Here is a 19,822-nt window from a genome sequence, read left to right on the forward strand (position 1 = left end):
CCCCGGCGGGAAAGACTGCCGGCTCAAAGCTTATGTGGACCTCCACCGCCCGCTCGTCGGGCAGGAGCACCACTCGCAGGTTCCCCTCCACCGCGTGCACCCCCGCCAGAGGAATGACCACCCTCTCCCCGGGAGTCAGAGTGGACACCGCTATGTACTGCCGCTTCTCCGCGAAAAACACCCGGTACATCTGCCGGTCCACCACGAAGCTGCGAGCCTTCTTCACCCTGGGCCTCCTGCCGAGAACGCGGCGGAGCACGCGCCTCAAATAATTCTTCACCCTGCGCCGCCCGGCTCCGTCCAGCTTTACCTGCTCACCGGTGACATCCTCGCCGGTGAAGATGGCCTGGAGGCGTTTCCAGTCGCGGCCACCCTTCCGGGGCCTGTACAGCAGCCAGAAGGCATAGTGCTTTTCCTCATCCGTAAACCCCTCGTGGCGGGCAACCAGGCCCCTTGCAGTTTCTATGGCCGCCTCCCATTGCCTCTCCAGGGTGAAGAGGGCGTCTTCCAGGGCCAGCTTCCACATGCGGGCCTGTAGCCCGAAGGGGCTGGTGAAACCCCGGGAAACCAGCTCGTCCCGCAGGGCGCGCTTGTCGCCCAGGTAGTGCAGGTACTTCACGTGGGCGTACTTCACCAGGAAGGCATCCTTCTGGCGGACGTAAGCCTCAGCAGTTTTGACCAGCCTGGCCCACTTTCCGTTGTTTAGCGGCAGGCTCTTCTGCCTCACCGTCCGCTGCATCCGCAAGCGCCTCCCTGACCTTTTTTACCAGCTTTCGCGCCCTGTACGTCCGCTGGCCGTAAAGCCTGGCCGCGAAGTGCTGCACGATGCTCACCAGGTCTTCGGCCAGCTCCTGCGCGGGAGATGCGTCCTCCGCACGGTTGACCACTACTATTTCACAGCCGAACCGGGCGAAAAGCTCTTCGAAAAACTCGAACCCGAACCGCACCAGGCGGTCCTTGTGGGCCACGATCACCGTCTTGACTTCCCCGCGCGTGACCATGCCGCAGAGCTTCAGGAAGTTCTTGCGCCGGTAGTTGAGGGCGGAACCCACGTCGGTGAGGATTTCGTCCACCGTTATCCCCCTGCCCGCGGCAAACTCCTTCAGGTAGATTAGCTGGTTTTCCAGGTCCGGCTTCTGAGCTGCCGAAGATACCCGAGCGTACAGGACAACCTTCCGCGGTTCTTCGCGCCTCTTCAGACCCAAGGCACGGTAAAGCATCTCTTCGGTGTACCTGCGCTTACCGGTGGGCGTCCTCAGCGCAACCAGTTTACCTTCTCGGTCCCACGCACGGAGCGTAGATATGCTCACGCCAAGCTTCTCGTCAAATTCCCTGATGGTGTATATTAAGTTATATCAGGTGGCGTCTTTTAGCAATAGGTTTGTTTGTTAATTGTTAATACCGAGAGAGCTGCTTCTACCTCCTTAGCGGCGTAAGGAGTTGGCCATTTCCCACATCTCGTCGGCGGCCCGGATCACCCGCGCGTTCAGCTGGTAGGCCCGCTGGGCCTCCAGCAGCCCGCCCATCTCCCCGGCCAGGTCCACGTTGGAGGCTTCCAGGAAGCCCTGAACCAGGGTACTGTTTTCGTCGGCAACCGCCTCACCGCTGGCCTCCGTGGGCAGGAACAGGTTCTCTCCTAGGGCCAAAAGGCCAGACGGGTTGGCAAAGGAATACAGCACAATCCTCCCGGCCTCCTGCTGCCCGTTACTAGTTGTTATCGTCACCAGGCCGTTGGAGTTGAGGGTCAGGGACTGGAAATCCAGCGGGAGGTTCACCGGGGGGTCCAGGGGGTAGCCCTGCCGGGTGACCAGGCGCCCCCGGGCGTCCACGGCCAGGATGCCGCACCGGGTATAGGCGTACCGCCCGTCGGGCAGGCTCACCCGGAGCATGCCCGGCCCGCTGACGGCCACGTCCAGGGGGCGCCCGGTCTGCACCAGGGGCCCGGGCGAAAAGTCGCGGGGAGTGGCGGCCACGTATGCCCCGCTCCCTGCCGGCGGTGTGGCTTCCCCCTCCCGCCGCGCGGGTATGCCCTCTTTGCCCATCTGCTGGTAGAGGAGGTCGGCAAAGGCAACACCCTGGGCCTTGTAGCCTTCCGTGTTGGCGTTGGCCAGGTTGTGGGCGGCGGCGTCCACGCGGGCCTGCTGCGCCAAAAGGCCCGCGGTGGCGGTGCTAATGGCCCGCAGCATTTCTTACCTCACCTCCCCCACGCGGTTTACGGCCAGCTCCAGCAGGTGATCATGAGCCTGCAGGAGGCGCTGGTTTGCCCCGTAGGCGCGCACGGCCTGCATGATGCCCACCGCGGATGCCGCGGGGTCGGTGTTGGACCCCTCCAGGAAGCCCTGGTGGACTTCCGGGTTGGCCGCGGGCTGCGCTTCTCCCGGCGGGGCGGCAAAGTAGCCGTCGCCGGCCTTTTCCAGGAGGGCCGGGTCGGCAAACTCCACCACGCGCAGGCGCCCCACCGGGCGGCCGTCGGCGGCAAAGACCTCGCCGTTGGGGTTGATCTTAAAGTCCCCGCTCCCTACCTGCAGGTAGCCGCCCTCCCCCAGGACCCGGTGGCCCCGGGAGTCCACCAGGTATCCCTGGGCGTCCACTCCCAGGCTGCCGTCCCTGGTGTAGCGCTCCCCCTGCGGCGTCTCCACCGCCAGGAAGGCGCCGGGGCGCCCCAGGGCGATGTCCGTGCGCCGCCCGGTTTCCTTCAGGGGGCCCGGGGAAAAATCGGTGCGCACCTCCCGGACCATGACCCCCTGGTAGCTATAGCCCACGGGGCGCCAGGGGAGAGCCCCTCGGGTAAAGTCTCCCTCCTCCCTGGCGGCAAGGAGGTGCGGCCAGAAGGGCTCCTGCACGAGGCGGTCGGCCTTGAAGCCCGGTGTGGTGGCGTTGGCCAGGTTGTTGGCCAGCACTTCCAGCCGGGCCTGGGCGACGCCCAGGCCGGAGGCGGCGGTATAGATGCCGCGTATCATCAGGCGGTTCCTCCCCCTTTTTCCATCTCGCGGAGCTTTTCGCGCAGGCGGCGGATGGCGCGCCCGTGCAGCTGGCAGACCCTGGACTCCGAGACGTTGAGGACGGCGCCGATCTCCTTTAAGGTGAGCCCTTCCTGGTAGTAGAGGGCCAGGACCAGCTGGTCCTTTTCCGGCAGGGAGGCAATGGCCCGCGCCAGCATCTCCTGGTCCTCCTCCTGGGCCAGGCGGTCCAGGGGATCGGGGCTGTGCTCGTCGGGCAGGAGATCCCCCAGCCGCATGCTCTCGCCGTTGGCGGTGGCCACCGTCTCGTCCAGGGAAAGGGTAAAGAGTCGCTGGAACTGCCCGTCCAGGTAGCTTAATTCCGCCGGGGTGATGCCCATCTCCCGGGCCACCAGCTCCGGCGGGGCCTTCTCGCGGTGCTGCGCCTCCAGCTTCTCGCGCACCATCTTCAGCCGCTGCAGCTTGTGCCAGAGGGTGCGGGGCACCCAGTTGGCGCGGCGCACCTCGTCCAGCATGGCCCCGCGCACGCGGGTGTAGGCGTAGCTTTCAAAGTCCACCCCCAGGTCGGGGTTGTACTTGTCCACGGCCTCGATGAGGCCGAAGATGCCGGAGCTTTCCAGGTCCTCCGGGGCGAGGCAGGTGGGCAGCCTGATGGCCAGCCGCCCGGCCAGGTACTTCACCAGCCAGAGGTACGAGAGGATGAGCTGCTGGCGCACCCGGGGGTCCCTGGTCCTCTTGTACTCCTGCCAGAGCTTTTCCCTGTCCTCCATGGCCTCAACATCCTAACGCAGGCGGGCCTGCTCGGCCATGCACTGGAAGATGTAGCGCACGATGAGGTCCTGCTGCGCGACGGTGATCTCTTCAAACTGCAGCGCGGCCCGGGGCTTGCCGGACTCTTCGTCTTTGAAGGAGCGCACCACCCGCCCCTTTAGCTCCATCTTGCGCGTCCCCTCCCTTAAAGGGAGGTTGAACTCCAGCAGCAGCACCTGCCCTACGGGCAGCTCTTCCTCCGTGGCCAAAAGCATGCCGCCGCCGCTGATGTCCACGGAGTACGCCCTGCGGTAGCGGGGGCGGCGGCTGCCTTCCGGGGGCAGGGCGTAGTGAACCTCCAGGAGGCACTTTAAGCGCACATACTGGCGCTGCTGGATGCGTCGCGCCTCCCCCGCGGGCACCAGGCGGTAGAGGGGTATGCTCTCCAGGCGGCGCCCCACGCAGCGGGCGGGGAAGAGGAAGCTGGCGCTCTCGTCAAAAAAGCGCACCTCCACCTCGTCGCCGGGGTTGAGCACGAGGAGGTTTCCCCGCAGCCGGGGCAGGGATATGTGGAGTTCCCTTTCCGTGATGTCCTGCACCACGGAGGCGTACCAGTCCCTCTCGCCCAGGCGGGCGACCTGTATTTTCTGGTTGATCTGCAGGCGGTCCAGAACCAAAAGGCAAACCTCCCATTCTAGCGCCCCAGCAGCCTGGCCAGGCGGGCCACAAAGCCCCGCACGCCCTTTTCCGGCAAGTCCCCCGCCTCCTGGCCCAGCAGGCGGCGGGCGAGGCCGGCCACGCTGCGGGAGGGCCTGGACTGGGGGTTGGCCAGGTAAAAGGGCCGCTGCTCCTTCACCGCCCGCGCCACTTCGCCGTCGTCGGGTATGTAGCCGAGGTAGGTGAGCGGGAGGCGCAAGAACTTCCCCGCCACCGCCTCCAGGCGCCGGGCGGTGGCCGCAGCCTCGCGCTCGCTGCCGGCGCGGTTGACCACCAGCAGCACCTCCCGGTGGGCCTGCAGGCGGTCCAGCACCTTGATGAGGCTGTAGCCGTCGGTGAGGGAGGTGGGCTCGGGCGTGACGACCACCACCACCTCGCCGGCGGCGGCCAGGAAAAAGAGCACGTTTTTGGAGAGGCCGGCCCCCGTGTCCAGGAGGACGAAATCGGCCAGGTTGTCCAGCTGCGGCAGGGCGTCCAAGAGCTTCTGCCAGCGCTCCCGGTCCAAAAAGGCCATGTCCAGGAACCCCGCTCCCCCGGCAATGATCTGGATGCCCCCGGGGGCGGGCAAAAGCACCTCCCGGATGTCCCGGTCGCGGTAAAGGCAGTCATAGAGGGTGCGCGGCGGGCTGATGCCCAGGAGGACCTCCACGTTGGCCAGGCCCAGGTCGGCGTCCACCACGATGACCCGCTGCCCCAGGTCGGCCAGGGCCAGGGCCAGGTTTACGGCCAGGTTTGTCTTCCCCACACCCCCCTTGCCGCTGGTCACGGCCAGCACCCGGGCCGCACTCCCCGCACCGGGCAGCGGGCGGCTGCGGGGCTCCCCGGTGAAGCTAGACCCCGGGATGCGCATGCCGCTCTCCCTCTTCGAGGAGCAGGGAGGCGAGCCGCCGCGGCGTCACCGCGGAGATGTCGTCGGGGATGTTCTGCCCGTTGGTGATGTAGGCCAGGGGGCGGCGCGTCTGCAGCACAAGGTTTAAAGCGTTGCCCCAGGCGTCGGTTTCGTCCAGCTTGGTGAGGATGAGGTGGGTAAAGCCCACCCTCCCGAACTCGCGGGCCGCTCCCAGGAGGTCCCGCATGCGCGTGGTGGCGCTGAGCACCAGGAAGGTGCGGCACTCGCGGGGCAGGGCGTCCACGAAGCCTTTAAGCCGCAGCAGCTGGGCGGCATTGCGCCAGGAAATGCCCTCGGTGTCTACGAAGACGGCGTCTTTGTCCCGGTGGGCCTCCAGGGCCTTGGCCAGCTCCGCGGGGGTCATGACCACTTCCACCGGCACGTCGATCATCTGGCCGTAAAACCTGATTTCCTCCACGGTGCCAAAGCGGTGGCTGTAGACGGTGACAAGGGCCACCTTTTTTTGCTCAAAGACGGCCTGCCAAGTGGCCAGCTTGGCCAGGGTGGTGGTCTTGCCCGACCCGGTGGGCCCCAGGAAGGCGAAAACCTGCCCCGCGCCGTTTTCCCCGGCATAAAACTCGCCCGCCAGCGCGGCCACCCTTTCCTTCAAGGCCAGGCGCAGGAATTCCTCTCCCCTCTCTGCCGCTTCCTCCAGGCCCCGCAGGAGGTCCTCCACCACCTCGCCCGCCACCTCCAGGCGCAAGAGATGCGAGCGCCACTTGGCTACTATGTCCCCTTCCATGGCGGCTTCCTCCCGTTCGCGAAAGATTATGGAAAAGGGTGCGGCCATGCTGCCCACCGCCGGGAGCGGGGCCGCTTCCGGCGGCAGCGCGCGGGTGCGCCGCACCTCCGGCAGCCGGCGCGCGCCCGCCTCGGCGTCAGGCTCCCCGCCGCCCGCCCCCTGGCCGCCCGGCAGGGCCCTCGCCGGGGGGGGCGGCGGCAGCTCGTCCACGGCTGCCGTCACCTCCAGCTGCGGGGGGCGGAAGAAGTCCAGGATGTGCCTCCTGGGCAGGCGGTAGCTGTTGATGATTACCGCGTCCGGCCCCATCTCCTCGCGGATCAGCCGCAGGGCCTCGTGCATTTCCCGCACCACGTATTTCTTTATTTTCACTCCACGCTCACCGTCCCCATGACCTCTATTTCCACGCCGTGCATCACTTCGTTTAGGGAGATGACCGCCACCGCCGGCAGGCTGCGCTCAATCAGCCGCCGGAAGGGGAGCCTTATGCGGGGCGAGCACAGCACCACCGGGGCGAGGCCCCGCATGCTCATTTTCTCGGCCTGCTCCCGCAGCCTTTCGACGATCCTCTTGGCCAGGCCGGGTTCCAGCACCGGGTAGGCCCCCACCTGGGTCTGCTGCACAGAGTCGGCCACGGCCTGCTCCAGGCGCGGGTGCAGGGTGATTACCGCCAGCTTCTTTTCCGGCGTCAGGTAGAGGCGGCTGATGGTGCGGGCCAGGGCGCTCCGCGCGTGCTCGGTGAGGAAGTCGGGGTCGCGGCTGATGCGGGCGCCGTCGGCCAGGGCCTCCAGCACGGTTACCAGGTCCCTTAAGGGCACCCTCTCCCGCAGGAGGTTCTGCAGTACCTTTTGCACTTCGCCCAGGGTCAGCAAATTAGGCACCAGCTCCTCCACCACCGCCGGGTCCTTTTCTTTAATTGCCTCAATGAGCTCCTTGGTTTCCTGGCGGCCCAAAAGCTCGTGGGCGTGGGCCTTGATGAACTCCGTGAGGTGGGTGACCAGGACCGTGGAGGGGTCCACCACCGTCAGCCCGGCCATCTCCAGGCGCTCGCGTTCGCCCGGCGGCACCCACCAGGCGGGCAGGCCGAAGGTGGGCTCGGTGGTGGGGATGCCCTTGACGTCCGTGAACTGTCCGGTGGGGTCCATGGCCAGGTAGTAGCCGGGTAGTAACTCGCCGGAGGCGGCCTGTTCCCCCCGCAGCCTGAAGACGTAGGCGTTAGGGGGGAGCTGGAGGTTGTCGCGAACGCGGATAGGCCGCACGTAAATACCCAGCTCCAGGGCGCACTGGCGGCGCATGGCGGCCAGGCGCGGCAGGAGGTCCCCCCCCTGGGCCTCGTCGGCCAGCTGGATGAGGTTGTAGCCGAGCTCTATTTGCAGCGGGTCCACCTGGAAGTAGGTGGCCACGTTTTCCGGCTCCCGGCGAGCCTGCTCGGCCTGCCTCCTGGCGCGGGCCTCCACCGCTTTGGCCTCTTCCCTCTCTTTCTGCCGGACCAGGCTGTGCCCGGCCCAGAAGCTTATCCCGGCCAGGCTCAAAAAGAGGATGTTGGGCATGGCCGGTATGCAGCCCAGCACGAAGAGGATGCCTGCCGCCACGTAAAGCACGCGGGGAAAGCTGGTGAACTGGCGGGAGAGGTCCAGGCCGAAGCTGTAGTCCGAGGTGGCGCGGGTGACCAGGATGCCGGCGGCGGTGGAAATGAGCACTGAAGGCACCTGGGCCACCAGGCCGTCGCCGATGGTCAGCACGGTGTAGGTGCGCAGGGCCTCCGCCACCGGCATGCCCCTCTGCAGTGTTCCGACGGCCAGACCCCCGACGATGTTGATGAGGGTGATGATGATGCCGGCTATGGCGTCCCCCCGCACGAACTTGCTGGCGCCGTCCATGGCCCCGTAAAAGTCGGCCTCCTGCTGTAATCTCTTGCGCCTCTCCCGGGCTTCGGCCTCGGTAATGAGCCCGGCGTTGAACTCCGCGTCGATGCTCATCTGTTTCCCCGGCATGGCATCTAAGGTAAAGCGGGCGGCCACCTCGGCCACACGCCCGGCCCCGCTGGTAATGACGGCAAACTGGATGACGGTGATGATGATGAAGACGATAAAGCCCACCACATAGTTGCCCCCGGCCACAAAATGCCCGAAGGCGTCGATGACGTTGCCGGCGTACGCCTGGCCCAGGATGAGCCGGGTGGAGGAGATGTTTAAGGCCAGGCGGTAGAGGGTGGTTACCAGCAAGAGGGCGGGGAAAACGGAAAACTGCAGGGGATCGGTGGTGAACATGGTCACCAGCAGGATGACCAGGCCCGAGGTGATGCTCAGGGCCAGGAGGAAGTCCAGCGCCCGCGGGGGCATGGGGATGATGATGAGCAGGACGATGCCCACCAAAAGCCCGGCAATGAGCAGGTCCGCTTGGCGGCTGAGCTGGTTTTTCAGGGCTGCAGGTGCGGGCAAAGCCGGCCACCTCCTCTTATTACTCCCCCGCTATACGGCCTTCCCCTTCAGGCGGTAAATCACGGCCAGGATCTGGGCCACGGCCTGGTAGAGTTCCGGCGGGATTTCCTGGCCAATTTCTACCTTATAGTAAAGGAAGCGCGCCACCTCGGGGTTGTAGACCACTGGAACGTTGTGCCGGGCGGCCAGCTCCTGTATGTGCCTGGCGAGGTCCCCCGCCCCCTTGGCCGTAACCTGCGGGGCGGACATGGTAGCCTCGTCGTAGCGGAGGGCCACCGCCAGGTGCACGGGGTTGGTGATGACCACCGTGGCCCGGGGCACCTCCTGGCGGATGCGGTTTAAGAGGATCTGCCGCTGGCGGCGCCGCTGCCAGGACTTGACCAGGGGGTCACCCTCGGTCTGCTTCAGCTCGTCCTTGAGCTCCTGCCTGGTCATGCGCAAATTACGGAAGTATTCCCAGCGCTGGTACAGGAGGTCGAGGAGCGAGAGGGCCCAAAAAGCGCCCCCGGCGGCCAGCATCACCGCCAGCACCGCGCCGCTTACGGCCTGAAAAGCCGCCTGGGGTGCCGCCTGGAAGACCAGGAGCAGCTTCCCCACGTGGGCTTTAACCACCGCGTAGCTGACCGCCCCCACCACGGCAATTTTTATGAGGCTCTTGGCCAGCTCCACCAGGGTGCGCAGGCTGAAAATGCGCGCAAAGCCGTTTAACGGGTTTAACCGCTCCAAATTGGGGCGGATTACCTCGGGGGCAAAGACGAAGCCGGACTGCGCCAGGTTCACTGCCGCCGCCGTGCCCACCAGCAGGAGGAAGAAGGGCAGGCTCATCCACAGGGCTCCTTTCCCCACTTCGTAAAGCACGCGGGGGAGGTGCTCCGGGACCAGGCCGAAAAAGAAACAGTGGGTGAAGTACCAGGTAAACTGCCTCTCCCAGGCGGCCAGGGCGGGACCCCGCAGCAGGTAGGCCAGCAGCACTGCGGCCAGGAGCACGGTGGCGGCGGTGAAGTCCCGGCTCTTGGGCACCTGGCCCCGCCGGCGGGCTTCCTGCAGCCTTCGCGGCGTAGGAGCTTCGGTTTTGCTCTGCGCGGGGTGGGCCAATTAAGCCAGCCCCCTCATGATGATCTGGAGGTCGCGCTCCACCATCTCCAGGAGGGCCCGGAAGGCCACCCCCAAAAGGGGCACCATGACGCCCAGCACGAGAATGCCCAGGCCCACCTTCAGGGGGAAGCCCAGCATGAAGACGTTCATCTCCGGGGCGGTGCGCCCCAAAAGCCCCAGGCAGATGTCCGTGATGAGCACCACCGCCACCACCGGGGCGGCCAGCTGCAGGCCTAAAGAGACGACCTGGGCAAACATCCTGATGGCCGCCAGGGCCGCGTCCCCGCCAAAGGTCACCCCCCCGAGGGGCACCACCTCGAAGCTCCTGGCCAGGGCGGCAATGAGCACGTGGTGGCCGTCGAGGATGAGGAAAAGCACCAGCCCCAGGAGGTAGAGAAAGCGGGAGTTTATGGTTACCTGGTGGCCCATGGAGGGGTCAAACACACCGGACATGAAGAAGCCCATCTGGATGTCCATGATCTGGCCGGCCAGCGCCAGGGCCTGCAGCGGGAGCCCGGCCACGAAACCCAGGGCCAGCCCCGCAGCCACTTCCTTGGCTAAGAGCAGGCCGAAGCCCCAGAGGCCCCCGGCAAGCGGCGGCGCCGGCTGGGGCACCACCGGGAAAAGGACCAGGGAGAGCACCAGGGCCGCGCCGGCCTTCCAGGGCCGGGGCAGCGGGAAGAAAAAGAGCGGCCCGGCGCTTAAAAAGGCTCCTGTGCGGGCAAAGACCAGCAGAAAGGCGGCGGCAAGGTCGTAGTTGAGCACGGCGGCGTCTCCTTTGCCGGAGGGCTTGCTGTCGCCTCAGCCCAAAAGGCCCGGCAGCCGGTTGATGAGGCGGGTGGTGTAGTTCACCATCAGCCGCACCATCCAGGGGGCAAAAATAAACAGCACGAGGAAGACGGCCAGGATTTTGGGCACGAAGGTGAGCGACTGCTCCTGCACCTGGGTGGTGGCCTGGAGGACGCTGATGACCAGTCCCACCAGCAGCGAGGCTGCCAGCACGGGCAGGGAGAGGACGACGATCATCATGATGGCCTCCCGGGCCACCTGAATGGCTGCCGTGTCGGTCATGGCGGCACCCCTTTCGTTAACCGGTTAGCGGAAGCTTTCCACCAGGGATTTGACCACCAGGTACCAGCCGTCCACCATGACGAAGAGCAGGAGCTTGAAGGGCAGCGAGATCATCACCGGCGGCAGCATGAACATACCCATGGACATGAGGGCGCTGGCCACCACCATGTCAATAACCAGAAAGGGCACATACAGCAGAAAGCCCATCTCAAAGGCCGTCTTCAGCTCGCTAATGACAAAGGCCGGGATGACCACCGTGAGGGGCAGGTCGCCGGCGTTGCGCGGCTGGGGCAGCTTGGCCAGGCCCACGAAGAGGGCCAGGTCCTTTTCCCTGGTCTGCCGCAGCATAAACTCCTTGAGCGGCTTGGCCGCCGCTTCCAAAAATTGCTCCTGGGTCAGCTGGTTGTTTAGATAGGGCTGCAGCGCCTGGCGGTTGATTTCCTGAAAGGTGGGGGTCATGATGAAAGCCGTGAGGAAGAGGGCCAGGCCAATGATCACCTGGTTCGGCGGGGCCTGCTGCACGCCGAGCGCCCCCCGCAGGATGGAAAGCACCACCACCAGGCGGGTGAAGCTGGTCACCATGACCAGGAGGGCCGGGGCCAGGGCCAGCAGGGTCAGCAGCACGAGGAGCTTTACCGTATCTACCACCTGGGCCGGCCCCGCACCGGGGTTTAAGCGCAGCTCGATGCCCGGCAGTGGCTGCGCCCAGAGGGCGCCGCCGGGCGCGAGCAGAACCATGGCCGCCGCTACAATTGCGGCGCAGGCAATTTTCTTGGCCGGGCGCCTGCTGCTACGTGCGCTTTCTTTTGCCTTCATCTTCACCTACGTCCTGCGGCAAATTTTGCGGCTTGGCTTTCAGGCGCAGGAGGGCCGCGGCGAGCTCTTCGCGAAAGGGGCGGGCCGCCGCCCCGCCCTGGGGAAGGGGTTCGGGCAACTCCTCAAGCTCCCGCAGCAGCGCCAGGGCGTTTTCCTGGTGGGCCAGCAGGTAGTAGCGGCGGCCCACCTGCACCAGGGTGAGGCAGGCCTTGGGCCCCAGGGGCAGCTGCTCCACGATGCGCATGTAGCGACCGCGCCCGGCCAGCACCCGCCGGCCCAGGCCGAAGCGCACGGCCAGGTAGGCCAGGCCGGCCACCAGCGGCAGGGCGACGGCCAGACGCAGGAGGGCCAGGAAAAACTCCCTGTCACCCATTGCCCGTCCCCGCCTGCCGCTTTTTGTGCGCCTCGCGGATGCTCTCGATGCGCACGCCGAAGTTACTGCCCAGGACCACCACCTCGCCCCGGGCAAAGAGCTGGTCCCCCACCAGCACGTCCACCAGGTCCCCCGCCGGGCGGTCCAGCTCCACCACCGAGCCCTCGGCCAGCTGCAGCACTTCCCGCAGCTTCAGCGTGGTGCTCCCCAGCTCCACGGTGACGTTTACCGGCACGTCCCCCAGGTATTCCAGGGGGACCCGGAAGCGCTCCAGGCCTTCCGGCGGCTTCAGGTCGGGAAAGTTCACCTTCTTGACCACCGGCCGGCGACCCTGCAGGCGCCCGATGATTTCCTGGATCTCTTTTTCCGTGATCATGGCCCACCGCCCGTCCCGCGTACTACTGCACCAGGAAATCGGTGAAGTACACCTGCTCTACCTTGCCCTCACCGATAATCTTGTTGATTTGCTCGAGGATCTGTTTCTTGAGGGCCTCCTGGTTTTGCACCGGCAGGACCTCTTCCACCTTCTTGGAGCGCAGGATGGTCAGCACCGCTTCCGTGATCTGGGGCTGCCTGGCCTTGATCTCCTCGGCCAGCTTTTTATCCTTTTTGTACTCCAGCACCACCTGCACGCGCAGGTAGTGGCCGGGGCCGCCGTCGCCGGCCAGGTTGATCACCTTGCTGCCCAGGTCCAGGACCTCGGTGGCGTGCTTGGCCTGCTTGGCCTGGGCCTCCGCCCCCTTGCCGAGCACACCGGTAAAGCGCAGCGCTCCAAAGGCTAGCCCCCCGCCCAGCAGCACCGCCAGGACGATCACCAGCAGGAAGCGGCCCCCGCCCTTTTTCTTCTCTTCGCTGTTGTTCTTGGCGTTTCCCGTTTTTCTGGCCGGCATCACGAAACCTTCCTTGGAGTTATGCTACAGGGTCACGCTACGGGCTGCGCCGCCTCACCCCGCTAGCGCTTCAGGTTGACCAGTTCCTCTAAAAGGGTGTCCGAGACGGTAATCACCCGCGCGTTGGCCTGGTACCCCCGCTGGGTGGTGATCATGTTGGTAAACTCCTCGCTCAGGTCCACGTTGGACATCTCCAAATAGCCGGAGGCCAGGCGGGTGTTGGCGAGAGGGGTATCGGCTGTGCCAGCAATATTAATGTTCTCGCTTGAAACACCGGCGTATGGATCGTAACCCCCGGAAGCAGGTGTGGCCCGGTAGAGGTTCTGGCCCACCTTTTCCAGACCCTCCGGGTTAGGGAAAAAGGCGAGGCCGATGGTTGCAACTTCGCTTCCATTAACAATAATTTTTCCGGTGTCGGTAATGGCAATGGATTCTATAGTAGCAGGGTCGCTGGCCACCTGGATTACGTCCCCATCCTCTTTGCAGACAAAGTACCCGTTGGAATTTACCAGGTAGCCTGCGTTATCGATAAAAAACACTCCCTCACGGGTAACATAATGCATTTCTTCATCGGTTGATTTCTTGATTATAAAGAAACCGTTCCCCTGGATGGCCACATCCAGCGTGCGCCCCGTATTCTGCAACGCTCCCTGGGCGAAGTTCATGGAGATACCCGCCAGGGACATGCCCAACCCCACCTGAGCAGGGTTGGTGGCTCCGAAAGCATCCCCGGCGTCGCCTGCCGCCCGCAGGGTCTGGCTCAGTACGTCTTGGAAGTTGGCCCGGCTGCTCTTAAAGCCGGTGGTGTTCACGTTGGCCACGTTGTTGGCTATTACGTCCATGCGGATCTGGTGGTTGCGCAGTCCCGAAACCGCCGAGTAAAGTGACCTGATCATCCCCGAAAACCCCCTCTCAAGCGACTTCTACCAGCTGCGAAAGCTCATAAACCTTGCCGCCCACGTGCAGGTACACCTTGCCGTTGGCCAGGCTCACCTTTTCTACGGTTCCCTCCACGAGTTCCCCCTGTCCTGTGTCGATTTTCACGCGGTGCCCGATTAAAGCCGCTCCTCGGGAAAGCTCCGCGGCCTGCAGGCTCTCCTCCAGCAGCTTGTTCATGGCCAATAACTGCTCCAGGATGGTGAACTGAACCAGCTGGGTGACGAACTGCTCGCCGTCCCAGGGTTTCAGGGGGTCCTGGTTTTTCAGCTGGGCAACGAGGAGCTGAAAGAACACCTGCTTGTCCAGCTGGTTGGCCGGCGCTGTGCGCGTACCGCCCTGCCCTGCCGTGGTGCCGCTCACGGCACTTACCGCCATGGATCTCACCCCCTAAACCAGCCGGTCTACCAGGAGGCTTGTGGTACTGGGGCTTTCCGGACCTCCCTGTCCGGCCCCGGAGCCGCCCGAAACCGGCGGTGCATGAGAAGGTCGCCCGCCGATGCCTCCCCCGCCGCCTTCCCCGGCGTGCGACGTGGAGCCTTCCTGGCCCACCGTGATGGTGAAACTTTCTAACTTGAGGTTATGCTGCGCCAGCTGCTCCTGCAGGTAGGGGATGCTGGCGCTGAGAAGCCTTCCCGTGGCCTCGCTGGAAGCATATAATTCCACGGCCAGCGACCCCTTGGATTTCTGGTACTGGAGGCGCAGGGTTATTTCCCCCAGGCGGGGCGGGCTAAGCCCGAGGCGCAGCACGGTGACTCCTTCGCTTAAGTGCCTGAGAAAAATATCCCTAAGAAAACCGGCCACGGCTTCAAGCCGGCCCTGCAAAAGCTCCCCTGAAGCTTCCCGCGTGGCCGGTGCACCGGCAGGCCGCCCGCCCTCAAAGAGGTTCTGCACTGCCGGGCCGCCGGAAACATTACCGGGGGAAGCCTGCGCCTCGCCTGTGCCAGAGCGGGCCGGGAAGGCCTCGGGAAGCTCGGCTTTTCCGCCGCCCCCTTGAGCTAACCTTGAAAGTGTATTTTCCGTGGGCAGTAGGAGTTGATGGTCCCTTGCCTCATGCGTCAAGGAAGAGGTAAAATTGCCTGCTCCGGGTTTACCGGCGGACCCGGGCAAGGGCACACGTTCCCTGCCCTGCGGCTGCCATGGATGGGGTGAAATCAATTCGTTTTGAAGCCGTAAAGAGGCGTCATTTTCCGCACCTGCCCCCCCTGCCTGCTGAAAGGATGCCCTGTTTATCCCGCCGGCACCTTCCTGCGAACCGCCTACCTCTCTCGTACGAGCTACGGTATCTGGGGCTCCACCGGCCGGAATCCCACCCTTAGGGCCTTCAACCGGCGCCCTGCTGCCTTCCGCCAGTACAAGTTTCTCTGGAGAAAAAGCTTCCTCCTGAAGACCGTATGCCTCCGTACCGGCGGGATCCTGTACCGCAGACGCTCCCGCAAATTTTTCCCCCGCCGTTTCCGGAGCCGCAGGCACAGCACCCGCCGCCATGCCGCCTTCCGGGCTCCAGGCGGCAGCCTGGGGAGACATTTCCGGTACCGGGGCGGGCGCCGTCAAAAGGCCCGGTAATGGAGCCCCTTCTCCCGCCGCCCACTTTTCGTCTGAAGGGAGATTTTCCGCCGGGGATGCCGGGGATATGGAGGGGGGCAGGCCTGCCGTGAGTGCCCCGAGGAGCTGTAGGAGCAGGTCTTCAAAAGAGCCCGCCTCCCCAACCCCACCCCCAACCTTTGCCTGTGGTCCGGTGAGACCGGGAAGCCCTAGGGAACCCAGGGGTTCACTAAAAAGGGGCTCATACGTAAGGGATGGTAAAACAACCCGGGAAATATTTTCACCTCCTTTAATCTCAGGTTATATTTTCTTCAGGGATTTAAGCAGGCGGTAAATGGCCGCAACGGCTTCGGCTCTAAAGAGGTTTTCTGTTGGCGCAAAATAAAACCCGTCTGTTCCCTCTCTTCCCTCAATTAACTTCGCTTTGTAAGCAGCCTGTACATAAGGGGCGGCACAAGATGGAATATATTGGTAATCCTTGAAGGCTTTCTTTAAAGACTCTTTGGCCTTTTCTCCATTCGCCGTAATTTTCAGGTTTGCCGCCTTGGCCAGGATGACTGCTGCCTCGGTGCGGTCAAGCAGGTCGCTAGGCCCAAACACCAGCTCTCCCTCATCATTGATGTACCCGCTAACTAGACCCTTTTGGATCGCCGTCTCTATGTAGGTTCGCACGCTCGGTTTATAGTAGGTGGAGTTTGCATCATAATCGTTTTCATTACCATTATACGCCTGTGCATATATTCCTGCGGCGCTCAGATTATCATACACGTCTTTAAAAACCGAAACCGGCTTGGTTGACAAGGGAAGCCCTAGGCCCTTGACCAGCATGGTGGTAAATTCCAGACGGGTAATGGGCTTTTCCGTATTTGAATCATTAACCAGGCCAAAATAACCTTTTTTATGGGTATTCGTACTGTTCCCCACCGTTACCGGTTCCACTATGCCCTTGGCCCAGAGGGTCAGCAGGGGAGAACGTAACTTGGAAAATTTGCTGTCGCTTAGCTCCTTAAAGACCTTTTGGCCGAGGAAGACGGCGTAGTATCCTTCTTTGTCCCTGAACTGAAAGGGGATGGTGACCGTCTTGCTGCGGGCGTCGGTAAGGCCGCCCAGGTTTAAGTTATCGTTGTCGTCCCAGTCTAGATCCGGGCTGTACCAGACGGTGAGCTGGTCGGCGACAGCGGCGTTAATACCCGGGTCAAAGGCCAGGGAAAGCTGGCCCTGCTGGGAGAGGTAGACCTCCTGGGAGGTGGAGAGGCAAAATACCGGCCCCGCCGGGGTAAAGTCTGGTGGAGCTTCGTCAGGGTCTCCGTAGACAGTAAAGGTAATGGTTATATTTACTGCCGGCTTTCCCTGGGGATCTAAAAGGATGGTGTTTTTGGGATACTTTAGGGCAAGGGCGCGGTTGAAGGCCTCGATTTTCCCCCCGGTTGGGAGCTGGGGCACAATATATTTAGCATCTTTCAGGGGCAGTGCCTGATAGTTGACGCTAAACCTATAGCTGTCTTTGGCCTTGCCGGCGGAGGCGGTGATAGTGATACTGTTTTTGCCTGCTTTTAAGAGGTACGGAAGAGAAAAATCGTAATACACGGCGTCCCTTACACTGCCAACGGCACAGGTAACGCTTCCCACCTTTACCGTAGGCTTTCCTTCGGGGGAATAAACTTCCCCGGTAACGGCAACGTAATTGCTGTTGGCTATTATTTCCTGGCCCTCCTGTACTTCTACACCGTTTACGGTTACCTTGCCGATCTCCAGAGGCGCGGCGAGGGCAGCTTGTACAGGCAACAAGAGCGCCAGCATAACTGCCAGCAGCAAGAACGCTTTTTTCCTCAGGCGCCTCACCCGGGGAATCCTCCTTTCCTCCGCCATACTGCCTGTATCCCCTTTTCGTCCAGCTCTTTTTGCGCGGCGCGGGCTTCTTCCCGGAGGTGGGCGCGCAGTTGCTTCTCTCTGAGCCTTTCCAGCACCAGCTTCTCCCGGCGGGCCGCCTCGGCCCGCTCGCGGCAGGCGGCCAGCCTTTCCCTGGCCCTGGCCACCTCTTCCTCTCTGGTCTCGCGCGCGCTGTCCAGGTGCTGGCGCCACACGGCCAGGTGGAAAAGTTCCTCCGGGGAGAGGGTCCCGCGCGGTGCGGCCTCCAGGCTTTCCTCCATCAGGGACGAGATCCTCTCCATCTCCTCCAGCTGCCGGTAGAACTCGCTCTGCGCCCTGGCGAGGGCCGTGAGGGCCTCCTCCTCCCGCTTTTCGCGGAGCTTAAGCACCGGTTGGAGGCGGAAAGAAAAGCGGCGCAAGGAGCGCATCACCCCTTCTTAAAGGCTGAAGAATGCGGCCATGGTTTCCTCAAAGGTGCTTTTCTCGCGCATGTGCTGGCGCAGGAAGCCCATGATGCGCGGGTAGGCGTCCACGGCGGCGTCGATCTGGGGATTGGAGCCGCGGGCGTAGGCGCCGACGTTGATGAGATCCTCCGCCTGGCGGTAGGTGGCCAGGAGGTCCCGCAGGCGGGCGGCCTGCGCCTGATGCTCCGCGCCCGTTATTTCCGGCATGAGGCGGCTGACGCTCTGCAGCACGTCGATGGCCGGGTAGTGGTTCTTGGCCGCCAGGTCGCGGGAGAGCACGATGTGCCCGTCCAGGATGCCCCGCACGGCGTCGGTGATGGGCTCGTTCAGGTCGTCGCCCTCCACGAGCACGGTGTAAAAGGCAGTGATGGAGCCCTGCGGGCCCGTGCCCGCGCGCTCCAAAAGGCGCGGCAGGAGGGCAAACACCGAAGGGGTATAGCCGCGGGTGGCCGGCGGCTCGCCGATGGCCAGGCCCACCTCCCGCTGGGCCATGGCAAAGCGCGTGACCGAGTCCATGAGCAGCAGCACGTGCCTGCCCCGGTCCCGGAAGTATTCGGCAATGGCGCTGGCCACAAAGGCCGCCTTCAGGCGCACCAGGGCCGGCTGGTCGGATGTGGCGGCCACCACCACCGAGCGGGCAAGGCCTTCCTCCCCCAGGTCCCCTTCGATGAAGTCCCGCACTTCCCGGCCCCGCTCCCCCACCAGGGCGATGACGTTGAGGTCGGCGCCGGCGTAGCGGGCCACCATGCCTAAAAGCGTGCTCTTGCCCACGCCGCTCCCGGCAAAAACTCCCAGGCGCTGGCCGCGCCCGCAGGTGAGGAAGGCGTCAATGGCCTTGATGCCCGTGGCAAAGACCTCGGAGATGCGCTGCCGCGAGAGGGGGTTGGGCGGGGGCCTGTCCACCGGCACGAAGTGCACTCCCGGGGGCGCCGTTTCGGCAGCGGCACCGCCGTTGTCCATGGGGCGGCCCAATCCGTCCAGCACCCTGCCCAGCAGGTGATCGCCCACGGCCACCTCCAGGCCGCGCCCCTGGGGGACCACGGTGCAGCCGGGGTAAATGCCCCTCAGCTCGCCCAGGGGCATGAGCAGGGTGACGTCTTCGCGGAAGCCCACCACCTCGGCCACCACCGGGGATTCGCCCGGCACGTGCACGTGGCAGATCTCCCCGATGCGGGCGGCAATGCCCCGCACCTCCACCGTGAGGCCGATGACCCGCACCACCTTACCCGTGGGCCGCAGGAGCCTGGCCTCCCGCACGCGGCGGCGCCACTTTTCCAGATCCGGTTTGGCAGCAGCAACCTTCACGGCAAAGGGCAACTCCTTCCTACACCGCCTCACCCAGGGCCTCCCGCAGGGCCCGCCAGCGGGCGTCCAAGGTGGCGTCCACGGAGCCGTCCGGCGTCTCCACGCGGCATTCCCCCACCTTTAACGCCGGATCGCCTATAACGTGCAGCACCGTGCCGGGCGGCAGGGAGAGCCTTATTTCCTCCCTCCTGGCCTCCACCGCTGCTTTCTGCTCTGGGCTCACGTAAACCACCACCTGGCCCCGCCCCCGGGCGGCCTCCAGGGCCTCCCGCACGATGTGCAGCACCAGATCCGGGTCCACGCTCAGCTGGGCGGCGACGATCTTTTCCGCCATCTCCCTGGCCAGGGCGAGGATTTCTCCCTCCAGGGAAGCCAGGGTGGCCCGGCGCAGCTCTTCGGCCTGGCGAAGCACATGCCGGGCTTCCTCCCGCAAAGCCTCCGCCTCTTCCTGGACCCTGGCCATTGCCTCCGCGTAGCCTTCCCGGTAGCCCTGGCTGCGCCCCTCCTCGCGGGCCTCCTCCAGGGCCTTCCGGGCCAGTTCTGCCGCCTCGCGCCTCGCCGCCTCCAGGATGGCCGCCGCCTCTTCCCTGGCCCTGGCCAGGATCTCCTCAGCCTCCCTGGCGGCGGCGCTTTCCGCGGCCTCTCTTTCCGCAGGCTCTCCGCCGGCGTCCTTAGGCAGGGGCGGGAACTCGTAGCGGGGAACCAGGAAGACGGGTTCGCCGCCCGCGGCCTCACAGCGCCTGATGACCCTATATACCCTATATAAGGATGGCATCCTCTCCACCCCGGGCAATGATGATCTCCCCGGCCTCGTCTAGGCGGCGGATGATCTGCACGATACGCTGCTGCGCCTCCTCCACGTCCCGTAGGCGCACCGGGCCCATGTACTGGATTTCCTCCCGCAGCATCTCCGCCGCACGCTTGGACATATTCTTGAAGATGCGCTCGTTGACTTCCTCGCT

General features: G+C 64.5%; 23 protein-coding genes and 1 pseudogene. All 24 read right to left on the reverse strand.

The window, feature by feature from the left end; translation table 11 throughout:
• Positions 1-739: pseudogene (locus G454_RS0112035) on the reverse strand (hypothetical protein); the annotation flags it as partial.
• Entirely contained in the window at positions 666-1,346 is a 681-nt protein-coding gene (locus G454_RS0112040) for an IS607 family transposase (RefSeq protein WP_027718829.1), read from the reverse strand. The pseudogene G454_RS0112035 and the gene G454_RS0112040, both read right to left, overlap by 74 nt.
• Positions 1,347-1,424: 78 nt before the next feature.
• Positions 1,425-2,186: a flagellar hook-basal body protein gene (locus G454_RS0112045; protein WP_027718830.1), complete on the reverse strand. Its 762-nt coding sequence runs from the start codon at positions 2,184-2,186 to the stop codon at positions 1,425-1,427.
• A 3-nt stretch (positions 2,187-2,189) separates the two neighbouring features.
• Positions 2,190-2,960, reverse strand: coding sequence for a flagellar hook-basal body protein (locus G454_RS0112050; RefSeq protein ID WP_027718831.1), 771 nt, complete (start codon positions 2,958-2,960; stop codon positions 2,190-2,192).
• Positions 2,960-3,730, reverse strand: coding sequence for a sigma-70 family RNA polymerase sigma factor (locus tag G454_RS0112055; protein WP_027718832.1), 771 nt, complete (start codon positions 3,728-3,730; stop codon positions 2,960-2,962). The genes G454_RS0112050 and G454_RS0112055 overlap by 1 nt, the downstream gene beginning before the upstream one ends.
• A 12-nt stretch (positions 3,731-3,742) precedes the next feature.
• Positions 3,743-4,387: a flagellar brake protein gene (locus G454_RS0112060; protein WP_027718833.1), complete on the reverse strand. Its 645-nt coding sequence runs from the start codon at positions 4,385-4,387 to the stop codon at positions 3,743-3,745.
• A 17-nt stretch (positions 4,388-4,404) separates the two neighbouring features.
• Positions 4,405-5,277 (reverse strand): nucleotide-binding protein, encoded by an 873-nt coding sequence (locus G454_RS0112065; protein ID WP_027718834.1) that lies wholly within the window; start codon positions 5,275-5,277, stop codon positions 4,405-4,407.
• Positions 5,258-6,427 (reverse strand): flagellar biosynthesis protein FlhF, encoded by a 1,170-nt coding sequence (locus G454_RS20510; RefSeq protein ID WP_051276342.1) that lies wholly within the window; start codon positions 6,425-6,427, stop codon positions 5,258-5,260. The genes G454_RS0112065 and G454_RS20510 overlap by 20 nt, the downstream gene beginning before the upstream one ends.
• Positions 6,424-8,496, reverse strand: coding sequence for a flagellar biosynthesis protein FlhA (gene flhA, locus G454_RS0112075; protein WP_027718835.1), 2,073 nt, complete (start codon positions 8,494-8,496; stop codon positions 6,424-6,426). Before flhA ends, G454_RS20510 begins: the two co-directional genes overlap by 4 nt.
• Before the next feature lie 30 nt (positions 8,497-8,526).
• Positions 8,527-9,591 (reverse strand): flagellar biosynthesis protein FlhB, encoded by a 1,065-nt coding sequence (flhB, locus tag G454_RS0112080; protein WP_027718836.1) that lies wholly within the window; start codon positions 9,589-9,591, stop codon positions 8,527-8,529.
• Positions 9,592-10,356 carry a flagellar biosynthetic protein FliR gene (gene fliR, locus G454_RS0112085; RefSeq protein WP_027718837.1) on the reverse strand — a complete coding sequence of 255 codons (765 nt, stop codon included), beginning with the start codon at positions 10,354-10,356 and terminating at the stop codon, positions 9,592-9,594.
• A gap of 36 nt (positions 10,357-10,392) precedes the next feature.
• Positions 10,393-10,662: a flagellar biosynthesis protein FliQ gene (gene fliQ / locus G454_RS0112090; RefSeq protein WP_027718838.1), complete on the reverse strand. Its 270-nt coding sequence runs from the start codon at positions 10,660-10,662 to the stop codon at positions 10,393-10,395.
• A 24-nt stretch (positions 10,663-10,686) separates the two neighbouring features.
• Complete coding sequence (gene fliP, locus G454_RS0112095) at positions 10,687-11,478, reverse strand: flagellar type III secretion system pore protein FliP (RefSeq protein WP_027718839.1); 792 nt, start codon at positions 11,476-11,478, stop codon at positions 10,687-10,689.
• Positions 11,453-11,851 carry a flagellar biosynthetic protein FliO gene (gene fliO / locus G454_RS18995; RefSeq protein ID WP_051276344.1) on the reverse strand — a complete coding sequence of 133 codons (399 nt, stop codon included), beginning with the start codon at positions 11,849-11,851 and terminating at the stop codon, positions 11,453-11,455. The genes fliP and fliO overlap by 26 nt, the downstream gene beginning before the upstream one ends.
• Entirely contained in the window at positions 11,844-12,227 is a 384-nt protein-coding gene (fliN, locus tag G454_RS0112105; protein ID WP_027718840.1) for a flagellar motor switch protein FliN, read from the reverse strand. Before fliN ends, fliO begins: the two co-directional genes overlap by 8 nt.
• A gap of 22 nt (positions 12,228-12,249) precedes the next feature.
• Complete coding sequence (locus G454_RS0112110) at positions 12,250-12,741, reverse strand: flagellar basal body-associated FliL family protein (RefSeq protein WP_027718841.1); 492 nt, start codon at positions 12,739-12,741, stop codon at positions 12,250-12,252.
• 62 nt (positions 12,742-12,803) lie between these two features.
• The gene (locus G454_RS0112115; RefSeq protein ID WP_027718842.1) at positions 12,804-13,637 is read right to left on the reverse strand and encodes a flagellar hook-basal body complex protein; all 834 of its coding nucleotides are present in this window, start codon (positions 13,635-13,637) and stop codon (positions 12,804-12,806) included.
• Positions 13,638-13,653: 16 nt separating this feature from the next.
• Positions 13,654-14,055: a flagellar hook assembly protein FlgD gene (locus tag G454_RS19000; protein ID WP_051276346.1), complete on the reverse strand. Its 402-nt coding sequence runs from the start codon at positions 14,053-14,055 to the stop codon at positions 13,654-13,656.
• A gap of 12 nt (positions 14,056-14,067) precedes the next feature.
• The gene (locus G454_RS21820; RefSeq protein ID WP_027718843.1) at positions 14,068-14,571 is read right to left on the reverse strand and encodes a flagellar hook-length control protein FliK; all 504 of its coding nucleotides are present in this window, start codon (positions 14,569-14,571) and stop codon (positions 14,068-14,070) included.
• A 951-nt stretch (positions 14,572-15,522) separates the two neighbouring features.
• Complete coding sequence (locus G454_RS0112130; protein ID WP_027718844.1) at positions 15,523-17,064, reverse strand: S-layer homology domain-containing protein; 1,542 nt, start codon at positions 17,062-17,064, stop codon at positions 15,523-15,525.
• Entirely contained in the window at positions 17,061-17,510 is a 450-nt protein-coding gene (gene fliJ / locus G454_RS0112135; RefSeq protein WP_169719357.1) for a flagellar export protein FliJ, read from the reverse strand. The genes G454_RS0112130 and fliJ overlap by 4 nt, the downstream gene beginning before the upstream one ends.
• Before the next feature lie 18 nt (positions 17,511-17,528).
• Positions 17,529-18,833, reverse strand: coding sequence for a flagellar protein export ATPase FliI (gene fliI, locus G454_RS0112140; RefSeq protein WP_211230084.1), 1,305 nt, complete (start codon positions 18,831-18,833; stop codon positions 17,529-17,531).
• 46 nt (positions 18,834-18,879) lie between these two features.
• Complete coding sequence (locus G454_RS19005) at positions 18,880-19,635, reverse strand: FliH/SctL family protein (protein ID WP_051276348.1); 756 nt, start codon at positions 19,633-19,635, stop codon at positions 18,880-18,882.
• The coding region (locus G454_RS0112150) for a FliG C-terminal domain-containing protein (protein ID WP_027718847.1) at positions 19,619-19,822 on the reverse strand (204 nt) is incomplete at its 5' end. The genes G454_RS0112150 and G454_RS19005, both read right to left, overlap by 17 nt.

The sequence above is a fragment of the Desulfovirgula thermocuniculi DSM 16036 genome (assembly GCF_000429345.1).
Lineage (GTDB): Bacteria > Bacillota > Desulfotomaculia > Desulfotomaculales > Desulfovirgulaceae > Desulfovirgula > Desulfovirgula thermocuniculi.